16 protein-coding genes and 1 pseudogene are annotated in these 14,464 nt (G+C 64.4%); 10 read left to right on the plus strand and 7 right to left on the minus strand.

Annotated features, from left to right (window positions below; genetic code table 11):
• The 8 genes and pseudogenes from PMI42_RS11980 to PMI42_RS12015 all read left to right on the plus strand — a co-directional run.
• Nucleotides 1–745, plus strand: a pseudogene (locus PMI42_RS11980) (chromosome segregation protein SMC); the annotation flags it as partial.
• A gap of 127 nt (nt 746–872) precedes the next feature.
• Nucleotides 873–1,844: a small ribosomal subunit Rsm22 family protein gene (locus PMI42_RS11985; RefSeq protein WP_035965373.1), complete on the plus strand. Its 972-nt coding sequence runs from the start codon at nt 873–875 to the stop codon at nt 1,842–1,844.
• A 15-nt stretch (nt 1,845–1,859) separates the two neighbouring features.
• Nucleotides 1,860–2,327, plus strand: coding sequence for a hypothetical protein (locus PMI42_RS11990; RefSeq protein ID WP_008134144.1), 468 nt, complete (start codon nt 1,860–1,862; stop codon nt 2,325–2,327).
• Nucleotides 2,328–2,503: 176 nt separating this feature from the next.
• On the plus strand, nt 2,504–3,064 hold the full coding sequence (locus PMI42_RS11995; RefSeq protein WP_008134146.1) for a LemA family protein: 561 nt from the start codon (nt 2,504–2,506) through the stop codon (nt 3,062–3,064).
• Between the two features lie 32 nt (nt 3,065–3,096).
• Nucleotides 3,097–4,311, plus strand: coding sequence for a M48 family metallopeptidase (locus tag PMI42_RS12000; RefSeq protein WP_008134148.1), 1,215 nt, complete (start codon nt 3,097–3,099; stop codon nt 4,309–4,311).
• A gap of 197 nt (nt 4,312–4,508) precedes the next feature.
• Nucleotides 4,509–5,261 carry a P-loop NTPase family protein gene (locus PMI42_RS12005; protein WP_008134149.1) on the plus strand — a complete coding sequence of 251 codons (753 nt, stop codon included), beginning with the start codon at nt 4,509–4,511 and terminating at the stop codon, nt 5,259–5,261.
• A 62-nt stretch (nt 5,262–5,323) separates the two neighbouring features.
• Nucleotides 5,324–5,992 (plus strand): hypothetical protein, encoded by a 669-nt coding sequence (locus tag PMI42_RS12010; RefSeq protein WP_008134151.1) that lies wholly within the window; start codon nt 5,324–5,326, stop codon nt 5,990–5,992.
• A 45-nt stretch (nt 5,993–6,037) separates the two neighbouring features.
• A complete protein-coding gene (locus PMI42_RS12015) occupies nt 6,038–6,412 on the plus strand; it encodes a GIY-YIG nuclease family protein (RefSeq protein WP_008134153.1) in 375 nt (124 codons plus the stop codon).
• Nucleotides 6,413–6,415: 3 nt separating this feature from the next.
• On the opposite strand, the gene PMI42_RS12020 is transcribed toward PMI42_RS12015, so the two are convergent.
• The 7 genes from PMI42_RS12020 to petA form a co-directional block, all read right to left on the minus strand.
• On the minus strand, nt 6,416–6,949 hold the full coding sequence (locus tag PMI42_RS12020) for an adenine phosphoribosyltransferase (RefSeq protein WP_008134154.1): 534 nt from the start codon (nt 6,947–6,949) through the stop codon (nt 6,416–6,418).
• Between the two features lie 10 nt (nt 6,950–6,959).
• Nucleotides 6,960–9,125, minus strand: a complete 2,166-nt coding sequence (locus tag PMI42_RS12025) for an anthranilate synthase component I (RefSeq protein WP_008134156.1) — start codon at nt 9,123–9,125, stop codon at nt 6,960–6,962.
• Between the two features lie 263 nt (nt 9,126–9,388).
• Nucleotides 9,389–9,691, minus strand: a complete 303-nt coding sequence (locus tag PMI42_RS40745) for a type II toxin-antitoxin system RelE/ParE family toxin (RefSeq protein WP_502692649.1) — start codon at nt 9,689–9,691, stop codon at nt 9,389–9,391.
• Entirely contained in the window at nt 9,679–9,906 is a 228-nt protein-coding gene (locus PMI42_RS12035) for a hypothetical protein (protein WP_008134158.1), read from the minus strand. Before PMI42_RS12035 ends, PMI42_RS40745 begins: the two co-directional genes overlap by 13 nt.
• A 42-nt stretch (nt 9,907–9,948) precedes the next feature.
• Complete coding sequence (locus PMI42_RS12040) at nt 9,949–10,623, minus strand: dienelactone hydrolase family protein (protein ID WP_008134159.1); 675 nt, start codon at nt 10,621–10,623, stop codon at nt 9,949–9,951.
• 145 nt (nt 10,624–10,768) lie between these two features.
• A complete protein-coding gene (gene fbcH / locus PMI42_RS12045) occupies nt 10,769–12,832 on the minus strand; it encodes a cytochrome b/c1 (RefSeq protein ID WP_008134161.1) in 2,064 nt (687 codons plus the stop codon).
• Between the two features lie 62 nt (nt 12,833–12,894).
• Nucleotides 12,895–13,425, minus strand: coding sequence for a ubiquinol-cytochrome c reductase iron-sulfur subunit (petA, locus tag PMI42_RS12050; protein WP_035965371.1), 531 nt, complete (start codon nt 13,423–13,425; stop codon nt 12,895–12,897).
• A 279-nt stretch (nt 13,426–13,704) separates the two neighbouring features.
• Here petA and PMI42_RS12055 point away from each other — a divergent pair, with 279 nt between their 5' ends.
• Nucleotides 13,705–14,163, plus strand: a complete 459-nt coding sequence (locus PMI42_RS12055) for a tRNA (cytidine(34)-2'-O)-methyltransferase (protein ID WP_008134165.1) — start codon at nt 13,705–13,707, stop codon at nt 14,161–14,163.
• Between the two features lie 18 nt (nt 14,164–14,181).
• A partial coding sequence (locus tag PMI42_RS12060) for a radical SAM family protein (protein ID WP_008134166.1) occupies nt 14,182–14,464 on the plus strand: 283 nt, incomplete at its 3' end.

Genomic DNA, 14,464 nt, shown 5'->3' on the forward strand with positions numbered 1-14,464 from the left:
GGTGGAGCCGCAGGCCGTCGCCGGCCTCGCCGAGATCGAGCCCGGCGCCGAGCTGCCGCCGCTGCACGACATCGAGGAAGACCTCGAAAAGATGCGCCGCGACCGTGAGCGCCTCGGCGCCGTCAACCTACGCGCCGAGGAAGAGCTGCGCGAGGTCGAGACCCAGCACACGGGTCTGGTCACCGAGCGCGACGATCTGGTCGAAGCCATCAAGCGGCTGCGCCAGGGCATTCAGAGCCTCAACAAGGAAGCGCGCGAGCGGCTGCTGACCTCGTTCGAGGTCGTGAACAATCACTTCAAGCGCCTGTTCGTCGAGCTGTTCGGCGGCGGCGAAGCCGCGCTGCATCTGATCGAGAGCGACGATCCGCTCGAAGCCGGTCTCGAAATCATCGCGAAGCCGCCGGGCAAGAAGCCGCAGACGCTGTCGCTGCTCTCGGGCGGTGAGCAGGCGCTGACCGCGATGGCGCTGATATTCGCGGTGTTCCTCACCAACCCTTCGCCGATCTGCGTGCTGGACGAAGTCGACGCGCCGCTCGACGACCACAACGTCGAACGGTACTGCAATTTGCTGCACGAGATGACCGGCTCGACTGACACCCGCTTCATCATCATCACGCACAATCCGATCACGATGGCGCGGATGAACCGCCTGTTCGGCGTCACCATGGCCGAGCGCGGCGTCTCCCAGCTCGTGTCGGTGAGCCTGTCCGAGGCGGTGGACATCCTCGACCAGAACGTGGCGTGAGGCCGCGCTCGCGCCACACCCACCGACGTCATCATCCGCGAAGGCGGATGATCCAGTACGCCGCGACCTCTCGGTTTGACGGTACCGTCTCGGAATACTGGATTCCCCGCCTGCGCGGGGCATGACGATGACGATCTCGCCCACTCTCCCCGCCGAACTGAAAGCCGCCCTCGACGGCAAGCTCCAGGGCTTTTCACGTACCGACGCCGCGCAGCGTTCGCAGAAAATCTCGACCGCCTATCGCGCCGGCGGCGGCTCCGGCACGATCAAATCCGAAGCCGACGCGCTCGCCTATGCGCTCGCGCGGATGCCGGCGACCTACGCGGCGGTGGCCGCGAGCCTCAACGCGCTGACCGAGATCGCGCCTAATCTTGCCCCCGAGACATTGCTAGACGTCGGCGCCGGTCCGGGCACTGCAAGCTGGGCTGCGGCGGAGGCGTTTCCGTCGCTACAGGATTTCACGCTGCTCGATGCCAACGCGACACTCAGCCGGCTCGCGCTTGACCTCGCGCGCGACAGCACGCGGCTGGCGGAGTGCCGCTATCTGCCGGGCGACGCCGGCGGCAACCTTGCCGAAGCCTCGCAAGCCGATCTCGTCGTTGCCAGCTACATCATCGGCGAGCTCAACGAAGGCGACCAACGCAAACTGGCGGAGACGATGTGGGCCAAGGCGCGCCACGCGCTGCTCGTGATCGAGCCCGGCACACCCGCCGGCTATGCCCGCATCCTCGCGCTGCGCCAGCACCTGATCGCGGCAGGCGCCTTTGTCGTCGCTCCCTGCCCGCACGAAAAGCCCTGCCCGCTCACCGCGCCCGATTGGTGCCATTTCTCCCAGCGCCTGCCGCGCTCGCAAGCGCACCGCCAGATCAAGGGCGCCGACGTGCCGTTCGAGGACGAACGTTTTATCTATGTCGCGCTCACCCGCATGCCGCCAGCGACCCGCGCTGCCCGCGTGCTGGCGCCACCGGATGTCGGCAAGGCCGAGATCGCTGCAAAGCTCTGCACCGCGGACGGTGTCGAACTCGCCAAGGTCCCGCGACGTGATAAGGAAGCTTATGCAGAAGCAAGGCGATGGCGCTGGGGTGCAACCGCGAATTGAGGTAGAAATCGTCTTATGGCGAAAGGCACCTCAGCAGTCCTGATCTTTGAGAAGAAGCACCCGACATTCATCGTGCTTCTTCCGTACGTCTTTGTCATTGCGGCCGTGTGTGCAGCCGGCTTCATTTCGAACGAAGACAAGGGCGACGGCCTGATATTCCTGCTGCTGTTGGCGTTCTTCTGGATCGCATATAAGCGAACGACTGTTCAAATCGACCTTCGCACGCGCAGGCTGCAGATTTTCCGCCGTCTCATCGGGCCATGGATCAAAACGGTCGTCGACTGTCCGCTCGATCAGTGCCGCGCGCTCGGTCGGATCGAATATGAGACCGACGGCCATGTCTCGTACGGCGTCTATGTCGAGCTGGTAACCGGAAGACGGCATGACATTCCGATCCAGGAAAGTACGATCCAGGAAGCTGGCAGGGTCGCGGCCCGGCTCTCCGATGCGACCGGGATACCAAGGCTCGATACCAAGTTCTGAGGCGCCAGTCCGCCTCGGCCGTTCTGTCCGAAAGTTAACCTCTTTCCCCGCTTTTGCCTTGAACGCAGATGGCTCCCGTTTCGACCAAGTCTTAGCTTTCCTCTGCGCCGGGGCTCTCGCTCCGCGCCAATTTGGTCTACCCTGGCGCCCGCCTTCTTCCCCTTCAGGAGTTCTCCATGTCGACCGGCTGGATCGTTCTCGGCGTTATCGTCGTCCTCGTGTTTTTGGCTTTCAGCGCCTACAACCGCCTGGTGGCGCTGGGCCAGCGCGTCAGCCAGGCCTTTGCCGATATCGACGTGCAGCTCAAGCAGCGTCACGACCTGGTCCCGAACCTGGTCGAGACGGTGAAGGGTTACGCCTCGCATGAGCGCGGCACGCTCGACGACGTCATCAAGGCGCGCAATTCGGCGATCTCTGCACAGGGCCCGTCGCAGGTGTCCGCCGCCGAGAACCAGCTCTCAGGCGCGCTCGGCCGGCTGATCGCGCTGTCGGAGGCCTATCCCGACCTCAAGGCCAACGCCAATTTCCAGCAGCTCGCATCCGAGCTTTCCGACCTCGAGAACAAGATCGCGGCCAGCCGCCGCTTCTTCAACAACGCGGTCCAGGAATACAACACCGGCATCCAGCAGATGCCCGCCGCATTGTTCGCCGGCATGTTCGGCTTCACCAAGAAGGACTTCTTCGATCTCGGCGCCAGCCGCACCGAGGTCGAGGCCGCGCCTCAGGTGAAGTTCTGATTTGAGCCGATAGGCCGGCAGGGCATCGCGTCATGGCCGCGTATGGTCTCTACACGCACATCGCCTCGAACAAGTTTCGTTCGATGCTGCTGCTCGCCGGCCTGTTCGCGCTGGTCTATGTGCTCGTCTATGCCGGCGCGCTCGTCGCCGAAGTTCTCATCGACAGCAACCAGACCGTCGCATTCTATCTGAGCCATGCGTTGTACGATCTGAAAGTCGCAGCACCCGTTGCGACCGTCGTGGCGGCGATCTGGGTCGTGATCGCCTATTTCTTCCACCAGTCGATGATCGACGCCGTGACCGGCGGCCACGACGTTACCAGGCAGGAAGAGCCCCGGCTTTACAATCTGCTCGAAAATCTCTGCATCTCGCGCGGCATCACCATGCCGAAGCTGAAGATCATGGAGAGCCCGGCGCTGAACGCATTCGCGACCGGCCTTAATCCCAGGCAATATTCCATCACAATCACCACCGGCCTCCTCGATGCGCTCAACGACAAGGAGATCGAGGCGGTGCTGGGCCACGAGCTGACCCACATCAGGAACGGCGACGTGCAGCTGATGGTGGTCGCCGTCATCATCGCCGGCGTGGTCGGCTTCTTCGGCGAATTGTTCTTCCGCCTGTTCACGAATTTCAGCTGGAGCTCGGGCGGCGGCTCATGGTCGTCGGGCTCCTCGTCGTCGTCGCGCTCGTCCTCGTCATCGAGCGACAGCAAGAGTTCCGGCGGCGGGGCGGTGATCGTCATCATCATCGCGGTCGTGCTGATCGTGGTGGCCTGGCTGATGTCGCAAGTGGTGAAGCTCGCACTGTCCCGCTCGCGCGAATATCTCGCCGACGCCGGCTCCGTCGAGCTGACCAAAGACCCTGACGCCATGATCTCGGCGCTGCGCAAGATCGAGAACCGTGGCGAGCTGCCGGGCGCGACCTCGGCGGTGATGGAGCTCTGCGTCGACAATCCGCGCGAGGGCTTTGCCGATCTGTTCGCCACCCACCCGTCGGTACAGTCCCGGGTCGATGCGCTGGTCAAGTTCGCCGGCGGCCACGATCCCGGTCCGCTGCCGGACTCAACGGACGAACGCGGGGCGGAACAACCCGAGACGCAGGCCGCCCAGCAAGACACCCCGCCGCCGGCGCCGCATGGCCCGTGGAACGATGCGGGCAGCCCGGCCAGCCCGCCGCCCGTGCCTGCGTCCAGCCCCTCAGGAACCCCGGTCGGCAATCCGATGGGACCGTGGGGCCGCCACTGAGCCCAGCGATCCGACGCGGTTTGCGGCCGTTATCGCGACGGTCGGGAAAAACCTCGGGAATTGCCGCAACCGCGGCCTGCGGAATTGAATTCTCCCTTGTTTCTGCCATGTTCGCGCCCAACAGCAGACTCGGGACATCGATTTGGGGCCCGGCCGATTGCGACCTCGCGATCGGGGGCGCGCGTTAGGGGACAGCAATGGCAAAGCCGGCAGTGGTTGTGGTGGGCGCGGACAAGGGCGGGGTCGGCAAGACCACGGTGTCGCGCACCTTGCTCGATTATTTTTCCGCCAACAACGTGCCGACCCGCGCTTTCGACACGGAATCCCCGCGGGGTACGCTGAAGCGCTTCCATCCTGACATCACCGAAATCGTCGACATGACGACGACGGCCGACCAGATGAAGATCTTCGATACGCTCAACGCGACCAGCCCGTCGGTCACCGTGATCGACGTTCGCGCCGGCCTGCTCTCGCCGGCACTGGCTTCGCTGCGCGACATCGGCTTCCTCGACGCCGCCAAGGCCGGCCAGATCACCTTCGCGGTGTTCCACATCCTCGGACCCTCGATCGCCTCGCTGGACGAGATCGCGGAGACGGCGGGCTTCATGACCGGCGCAAAATATTTCCTGGTGAAGAACTTCATCAACGACACCCAGTTCTTCCAATGGGACCAGGCGACCTACAATTCCTACTTCCACCGCATCAAGGACGCGACCGAGCTGACCATCCCCAAGCTCAACGAGATGGCCTATGAGCAGGTCGAGGTCTCCTCCGTCCCGTTCCTGAAATTCGTCGCCAACAAGGGCATCAACGACGAGGCCGCGAACTATTCGTTCGTGCTGCGTGGCTATGTCCGGCACTGGCTCGCCAATGTCTGGAGCGAGTTCGATCGCATCCACCTGACCGACATCGTCGGCTCGAAGCCCGTGACCCGCAACAGCGAAAAATAGTTGCGGGCGAGGCGCGGATACGGCTGGATTGGGCGGTGACTTCGCTCAGATAATAGTTCGTGATGCCCGCGACACCCGTCTACATCATCTGCTCGCCCCGCCCCCAGGTCGGCAAGACCCTGCTGGCGCGGCTTTTGAGCGAGTTTTTGCTGCTCAAGAACGGCAACGTCACGGCCTTCGACGTCAATCTGAAGGAGCCGTCCCTGCTCGACTACCTGCCGAAGGTGACCGAGACCGCCGATGTGATCGACACCTACGGCAAGATGCAGCTGATGGACCGCGTCATCGTCGATGACGGGCTCGCCAAGGTGATCGACCTCGGCTTCCACGCCTTCGACGAGTTCTTCAAGATGGCCGACGAGATCGGCCTGCTGAAGGAAGCGGCACGCCGGCATGTCGCACCACAGATCCTGTTCGTCGCCGACACCGACCGCGTCTCGGCACGCGCCCATGAAATGCTGCGCGGGCAGATCCCGCGAATGAACCTGATCACGGTGGACAACGAGCACGTCGTCCGCGGCGAGCTGCCGGCCGCGATGGCCGCCGGGCGCGTGTTCCGCCTCCCCGCGCTGCCCGGCTTCCTCAAGACCTATGTCGACCGGCTGAACTTCTCCTTCACCGGTTATCTGCGCCAGGAAAAGGACGCCTCGACCGAGCTGCACCAGTGGACCCGGCGCAATTACCTCGCCTTCCGGGAGCTTGAGCTCAGCCTGATCCTGCAACGGTCCTGAGGTAAATTTACCCGGATAATATTGACTGCGTGGCGGACTGCCCCTATGAGGACGCCTGTCGGCATCCCCTCCAGCAAGGTCCACCCCGTGAGCATCGATCGGAAAGCAGCCATCGCCGCCTACAAGGAGCGGAAGTCCGTCGCGGGCATCTTTGTCGTCCGCTGCGCGGCGACAGGCGAGGCCTGGGTCGGCCAGGCGCCGAACCTCGATACCATCCAGAACCGCATCTGGTTCTCGCTCCGCCAGGGCAATCACACCTGCCGCGATCTTCAGGCTGCCTGGAACGCGCATGGCGAGACAGGCTTGAGCTTCGGCGCGTGCGAGCGGCTGGAGGATGAGGAGAGCGCCTATGTCAGGAACGCGCTCCTGAAGGAGCGCATGCTGCATTGGCTGGCGGAGCTGAAGGCCGAGGCGATCTGACTCTCAGTGCCCCTCGAACGTCATCAGCGTGCGCACCGGCACGTCCATGGCGCGCAGCTTGGCGGCGCCGCCGAGCTCAGGCAGGTCGATGATGAAGCAGGCGGCGACCACATTGGCGCCGATCTGGCGCAGCAGCTTCACCGCGCCCTCCGCGGTGCCGCCGGTGGCGATGAGGTCGTCGACCAGGATGACGCGCTCGCCGGGCGCGATGGCGTCGACATGCATCTCCATCTCGTCGATGCCGTATTCGAGAGAGTAGGCGATGCGTACGGTGGTATGCGGCAGCTTGCCCTTCTTGCGGATCGGCACGAAGCCGGCCGAGAGCTGGTGCGCCACCGCGCCGCCGATGATGAAGCCGCGCGCTTCCGTGCCGGCGACCTTGTCGATCTTGTTGCCGGCCCAGGGATTGACGAGTTCGTCCACCGCGCGGCGGAACGCACGCGCGTCCGCGAGCAGGGTCGTGATGTCGCGGAACATGATCCCCGGCTTGGGATAGTCGGGGATGGTGCGGACGCTCGCCTTCAGATCGTATGTCATAACCAACCTCTCAACTGACGGACGCTTCCAGCCGGAATGCGTTCTCGACAATCCTCAACCCCACCTCGTTGCCGAGCGACATCAGCGATTCCGGATGGAATTGCACGCCGGCGACCGGCAGCGTCTTGTGCTCCATCGCCATGGCGACACCGTCCTCGGTGCTGGCCGTGACATCAAGCACCTCCGGCATGCTGTCGCGCTCGACAAAGAGCGAATGATAGCGGCCGATCACGATCTCGTTCGGCAGATTGCGCATCAGCCGTCCGCCGCGGACCTGCACCCGCGAGGGCCGGCCGTGGGCGGGATGGGTGAGCTGGCCGAGCTCGCCGCCGAAATATTCGCCGATCGCCTGCACGCCGAGGCAGACGCCGAACACCGGCAGCTTCTTTTCCAGCGCCGCATCGATCGTCTTCCTGATCCCGAAATCCTCAGGCCGGCCCGGACCGGGCGACAGCACCAGCAAATCCCACCTCTTCCGCTTGAGCATGTCGAGCGCATGCACATAGCGGACCACGGTGACGTCGGCGCCGACCTGGCGGAAATAGTCGGCGAGCATGTGCACGAAGCTGTCGTCATGGTCGATCAGCAGCACCTGCTTGCCCGAGCCGGTGGCATCGGGCGCGAAGGTGGAGAGCGGCTTCGGCGGATCGCCGCGCAGCGCCTGGAACAGGGCCGCGGCCTTGACCTGGCATTCGCGGTCTTCCGCGGCTGGGTCAGAGTCGAACAGACAGGTCGCGCCGACGCGCACTTCGGCGAGGCCCTCCTTCATGCGGATGGTGCGGATGGTGAGGCCGGTGTTGATGCTGCCGTCGAAATTCACCGCGCCGATCGCGCCGGCATACCAACGGCGCGGCGAACGCTCGTGATCCTCGACGAACTGCATCGCCCACAGCTTTGGCGCGCCGGTCACGGTGACGGCCCAGGCATGGGTGAGGAAGGCATCGAGCGCGTCGAAGCCGGGGCGCAGCATGCCCTCGACGTGATCGACGGTGTGGAACAGCTTTGAGTAGGTCTCGATCTGGCGCCGCGCCAGCACCTTGATGGTGCCGGGGACGCAGACGCGCGCCTTGTCGTTGCGGTCGACGTCGGTGCACATGTTGAGCTCGAACTCGTCCTTCTCCGAGTTCAGGAGCTGGCGGATCTGCTCGGCATCGCCGATCGCGTCACTGCCGCGCGCGATGGTGCCCGAGATCGGGCAGGTCTCGACGCGGCGACCGTCGGAGCGCACGAACATTTCCGGCGAGGCAGAAACGAGAAACTCGCCATCGCCGAGATTCATCAGCGCGCCATAGGGCGAGGGATTGATGACGCAGAGCCGCTGGAAGACTTCCGCCGGCGAGCGGTCGCAGGGCTCGGCGAACAGCTGGCCGGGCACCGCCTCGAACAGATCGCCGCGCGCAAAGGCCGCGCGCGCGGTTTCCACCGTGGCCTGATATTCGCCGGGGGCGTGATCGGCAAAGCCCTGGCGCGGCGTCTTCAGATAGGGGCTCTCGGCAGTCTCGCGCGGCAGGCCTTCGGTCGATTTGCCCTTCCAGGCGAAGTCGTAGGAGAGCACCACGCCGCGGCCGGTGGCGCGGTCATAGGCGAGCAGGCGATCGGGGATATAGAGCACGATGTCGCGCTGGTCCTGCTCGCGCGGACGCTTCTGCACGAGGTCCTCGATCTGGAACACGAGGTCGTAAGCGAAGGCACCGAACAGGCCGAGCAGGCCGTCGTCATTGGCGGAGAAGGCAGCGACGAGATCACGCACCAGCGACATCACGCTGGCGCGGCGGGTGCGCTGGTCCTCCTCGATCGGCGCATCGCCGCGGATGATGTGGCCGGCAAGGCGCGTGGCGGTCTTCTCGGAGATCACGACACAGGGCTCGCGCAGCACATCGGCGAGGAAGGCGATCAGCACCTGGCCGCGCTCGTTGAGAGCCTCCAGCTTGAAATTGACGCCCGTGGTCTCGAGCTTGAGCGGCGGGTCGGAGAAGCCGAGGTCAAAGCTCTCGTAGCGGCCGGGCACGGTCGTGCCCGAGGACAGCACCACGCCGCGGCGGCGGTCGAGCAGGTTGATGAGATCGTCGAGCCGGCTCGCGCCGCCGGTAAACTGCTCGGCCACGCGCGTGATCGCGAGACCCGCGCGGGTCACATAGTCGCTTCTGGCCGGGAGGGCAAAGACAGTCCTGTTCATGTGGTCCTCTTACGAAACTTGCCGAGGGAACGCCACACAGGACAAACGAAAAGGCCGCCGCACTGTGCAGGCGACCTCAGACGATTTTGGGAGAATAAATCGCACCGGCCACCTCTTAGGAGGTGCGCCACCAAAGACGGGCTGGGCGGACGACGGTGCTCATGGGGCGGATACTCACCATGGCAAGGCGGCGGCGTCAAGAGTGGGCTAGGCCCCCTGCTGCCCATCCAAACGTCAGGCCGACAGCAAGATCGAGTTTCGGATCAAACCAATTCATCCGGTTTCGAGATATCACGCCTTCCATGACGCACGTGGATGACCTCCAGCGCATCAGCCGCGACGCGGTAGTAGATCAGGTACGGAAACGGGACGATCGGAAACACCCGAACGCCGGCTATATCAGTCGGACGCCCGAGGCCCGGATACTTCGCAGGCAATTGGCTGACCGCGCGGATACGTCGCGTAACGGCGCTGGCAGCACGCCTGTCGTGCTCACCTATATATTCGTGAATTCCGTCGATATCAGTGCGGGCACGCCGGGCGTACCGGAGTTTCACAGCCCGCACTTCTTCCAGAGCGCTGCCATTTCCTCGTCGGTCGCGAACTCGCCTCGCTCGGCCTGCCCAAGTCCCTCGAGCACGGCCGCGCGATGGTCGTCCGGCACAACGAACAGATCGCTGTCGTTGGCGACAATCTGCTCAAGCACCTCGGCGATATAAGCTTGCCGATCTTCCGGCAAGCTCCGCACTTTCTCGATCACATCATCCAAGACCTTGGTCATGGGTGGAATATATACCAGTTGCCGGCCAAATACGACCTGCCCCTACCCAAGGTGCTTCCGGAAAAACTCCGTCGCCCGGCCCCAGGCGAGTTCGGCGGCTTCGCGGTCGTGCACGGCCTGGCGCTGCTCGTTGACGAAGGCGTGCTCGGCGTCATAGCGGAACAGCTCCAGCGACTTGCCGGCGGCCTTCATGGCCTTTTCGAAGCCGTTGACCAGCTCCGGCGTGCACCAATCGTCCTTGTTGGCGAAATGGGCCTGGAGCGGAATCTTGACGTCGGCGGGCTTGGCCGCCTGCTCCGGCGGGATGCCGTAGAACACGACGCCGGCGGCGAGCTCCGGCACATGCACCGCGCCGATGATGGTGACGGCGCCGCCGAGGCAGAAGCCGGTCAGCCCGACCTTCGCGCCGTTGCGCGACAGATATTGCGTGGCGCCGCGCACCGTCTGCGTGGTGGCATCCATGAAGTCGAGCGAGTTCATCTCTTTGCCGGCCGCGTCCGTGTCGTGATACGGCACAACCTTGCCCTTGTAGAGATCGGGCGCCAGCGCGTCGAAACCGGCCAGCGCAAAGCGGTCGCACAGACCCTTGATCTGGTCCGACAGGCCCCACCATTCCTGGATCACGACCACGCCCGGCGCATTGCCGCGCGCGGCATTGGCGAGATAGCCCGAGGCGTCCTTGCCGTCCGGGCGCTTGAAGGTGATGGCGGTTCCCATGGTGTCCTCCGACGATGTGCTGGGGAGCAGTTGGCGGCATTTTGGCCGCTGGGCGCGCGATAGGCAATCGCGCCAAACAACACACGCGCGTGTCCAACAAAAAAGCCCCCTTGCGGGGGCTTCTTCATGTCTCGCCTCGCGCCGTTCAGTGCGAGTCGGCCCAGACCTTCTTCTTGGTGAAGTACATCAGGAGCGCGAAGATGATCAGGAAGATGAACACCTGGAAGCCGAGGCGCTTGCGCGCCTCCATGTGCGGCTCGGCGGTCCACATCAGGAACGTGGTGACGTCCTTGGAATATTGCGCGACCGTGGTCGGCGAGCCGTCGTCATAGGTCACCTGGCCGTCGCTGAGCGGCTTCGGCATCTTGATGGCGTGGCCCGGGAAGTACTTGTTGTAGTAGGAGCCCTCCGGGATCGTCACGCCTTCCGGCACCTTCTCCTCGAACCCCTGGAGCACCGCCGAGACGTAGTCCGGGCCCTGCTCCTGGTACTGCGAGAAGAAGTCGACGATGAACATCGGGAAGCCGCGCTTGTAGGAACGCGCCTTGGTGATCAGCGACAGGTCGGGCGGCGCCGCGCCGCCATTCGCCGCACGCGCGGCCTGCTCGTTCGGGAATGGCGAGGGGAAATAGTCGGCCGGCCGGCCCGGACGCTCAAACATGTCACCCGCATCGTTCGGGCCGTCCTTGACCTTGTAGTCCGACGCGAACGCCGCCGCCTGCGCCACCGAATAGCCGGGACCGCCGGCTTCCGCGAGGTTGCGGAAGGCGATGTAGGACAAGCCGTGGCAGCTCGAGCAGACTTCCTTGTAGACCTTGAGGCCGCGCTGGAGCGCGCCGCGGTCGTACTTACCGAAAGGGCCCGAGAACGACCATTTGTTGCCCGGCGGCGTGTCGCTGCCTTCGCTGGCGCGCGCATCCTGCAAGCTGCCGAGGAACAGCGCGCCGGCGGCAACGAGCATGACCGCGACGGAGGCCACGGCCTTGCCGCTCTTGGCGAGGATCGCCTCCGAGATCGAGTTCGGCACTGGCCGCGGCGTCTCGATGCGCGAGAGCAGCGGCAGCACGATCAGGAAGTAGGCGAAGTAGCAGACCGTGAGGACCCGGCCGGCGATCACGTAGATGCCTTCCGGCGGCTGCGCGCCGAGGTAGCCGAGCAGGATGCAGACCGCCACGAAGATCCAGAAGAACTGCTTGGCCAGCGGACGATACTTCGACGATTTGGTCTTGGCGGCATCGAGCCAGGGCAGGAAGCACAGGATGATGATCGCCGAGAACATCCCGATCACGCCCGCGAGCTTGTTCGGGATCGAGCGCAGGATCGCGTAGAACGGCAGGTAATACCATTCCGGCACGATGTGCGGTGGCGTCACGCCCGGGTTCGCCGGAATGTAGTTGTCGGCGTCGCCGAGATAGTTCGGCATGTAGAAGATGAACCAGGCGTAGAGCAACAGGAAGCAGGCGACGCCGAATCCGTCCTTGATGGTCGCGTGCGGCGTGAACGGCACCGTGTCCTTTTCCGTCTTCGGCTCGACGCCGTCGGGATTGTTCTGGCCGGCCACATGCAGCGCCCAGACGTGCAGCACGACGACGCCCGCGATCAGGAACGGCAAGAGATAGTGCAGCGAGAAGAAGCGGTTCAGCGTCGGGTTGCCGACCGAATAGCCGCCCCAGAGCAGCGTCACGATGCTCTCGCCGACATAGGGAATGGCCGAGAACAGATTGGTGATGACGGTGGCGCCCCAGAAGCTCATCTGGCCCCAGGGCAGCACATAGCCCATGAAGCCCGTCGCCATCATCAGGAGGTAGATGATGACGCCGAGGATCCACAGCACCTCGCGCGGCTCCTTGTAGGAGCCGTAATAGAGGCCGCGCAGCATATGGACGTAGACCGCGAAGAAGAACATCGACGCGCCGCAGGCATGCATGTTGCGCAGCAGCCAGCCGTAGTTCACGTCACGGACCAGCAGCTCGACCGACTTGAAGGCGAGATCGGCATGCGGCGTGTAGTGCATCGCCAGGATCACGCCGGTCAGGATCTGCATCCCCAGCATGAAGGAGAGGATCGCGCCGAAGGTCCACCAGTAGTTCAGATTGCGCGGGGTGGGATAGACGACGAAGGAGGAGTGCACGAGGCCGAGGATCGGCAAGCGCCGCTCGAGCCATTGCAGGGCCGGATTGCTCGGCTGGTAGTCGGATGGTCCGCTCATGATGCGATCCTGAGGAAAAAATACGACATGACGGTTCGAGGCTTCGGACGAAGGTCCGAAGCTCAGCCGATCTGGATTTTGGTGTCGGAAACGAACTGGTACGGCGGCACCGGCAGGTTCGCGGGCGCGGGCCCCTGTCGGATGCGGCCGGACGAATCGTACTGCGAACCATGGCAGGGGCAGAAGAACCCGTCGTAATTGCCTTCATGAGCGATCGGGATGCAGCCGAGATGGGTGCAGATGCCGATCACGACCAGCCACTGCTCGTGGCCCGACTTGACCCGGGCCTCGTCAGTCTGCGGATCGGGCAGGCTCGCCACGTTGACGGCGCGCGCCTCGTCGATCTGCTTCTTGGTGCGGTGGCTGATGTAGATCGGCTTGCCGCGCCAGAACACCTTGATGTCCTGGCCCTCGGCGACCGGGCTGAGATCGACCTCGATCGGCGCACCGGCGGCGATGGTCGACGCATCAGGATTCATTTGGGAGACGAAGGGCCAGAGCGCGGCTGCGCCCCCTACTGCTGCAGCTGCCCCCGTTGCAACGAATAAGAAATCACGGCGTGTCGGATGGTCCGCCGAAGACGCTGTCGTCACGATTCCAACCCTTTCTTCTTATGCTGCCGGCGGAACCGCTCCAGGAGCCCCCAAGGTCCCCAGAACGATCTGCCGGCGCCCGCGGCCCCCCGCGGCGGCAGAACTTGGCTTGTCCTCGCCAAAACATGGCGAAAAACAGCAGTCCAGAATCGTTCTATTGGCACCCTTGCCGGGCGAGCGCAAGCCCGCTAACGGCGTGGGAGCGTGCAATGCACGAATTCCGCGGCCAGCGATGTTTTATTGAGACATTTCCGGCCCGCAACCAACCCGCCGCCGCCCATGCAGATCGCACTTTTCCAGCCCGACATCCCCCAGAACACCGGCACGATTCTCAGGCTTTGCGCCTGCCTGGGCATCGCCGCCCATATCATCGAACCGGCGGGGTTCCCGGTCTCCGATCGGCATTTCCGCCGGGCGGGAATGGATTACCTCGACCAGGTCAGCATCCTCAGGCACGACTCGTGGACGAAATTCGAGGAGTGGCGCACGGCACAGGGCTACCGGCTGTTGCTGTTCACCACCAAGGCAGCCACCGACTACCGCGATTTTCATTACCAGAGGTCGGACATCCTGCTATTCGGGCGCGAGAGCGCCGGCGTCACCGACGCGGTGGTCGAGGCCGCCGATGCGCGGCTGGTGATCCCGATCGCCGAGGGGCTGCGGTCGCTCAATGTCGCTATGAGCGCGGCGATGGCCGCCGGCGAGGCGCTACGGCAGCTCCGGAACCCGCCAGTTTGAGATGTTGAGGAGAGACCATTGAGTTACGCGGTCAAGGAAATCTTCCTGACCCTGCAAGGCGAAGGCGCCCATGCCGGGCGCGCGTCGGTGTTCTGCCGTTTTGCCGGCTGCAACCTCTGGAGCGGCCGCGAGGCCGACCGGGTGGATGCAACCTGCAAGTTCTGCGACACCGATTTCGTCGGCACCGACGGCACGCTCGGCGGCCGTTACGCCTCGGCTGTGGAGCTCGCCGACACCATCGCCGCGCAATGGACCGCGTCCACCGACAACCGCTACGCGGTGCTGACCGGCGGCGAGCCGC

Source organism: Bradyrhizobium sp. YR681 (genome assembly GCF_000282615.1).
Classification (GTDB): domain Bacteria; phylum Pseudomonadota; class Alphaproteobacteria; order Rhizobiales; family Xanthobacteraceae; genus Bradyrhizobium.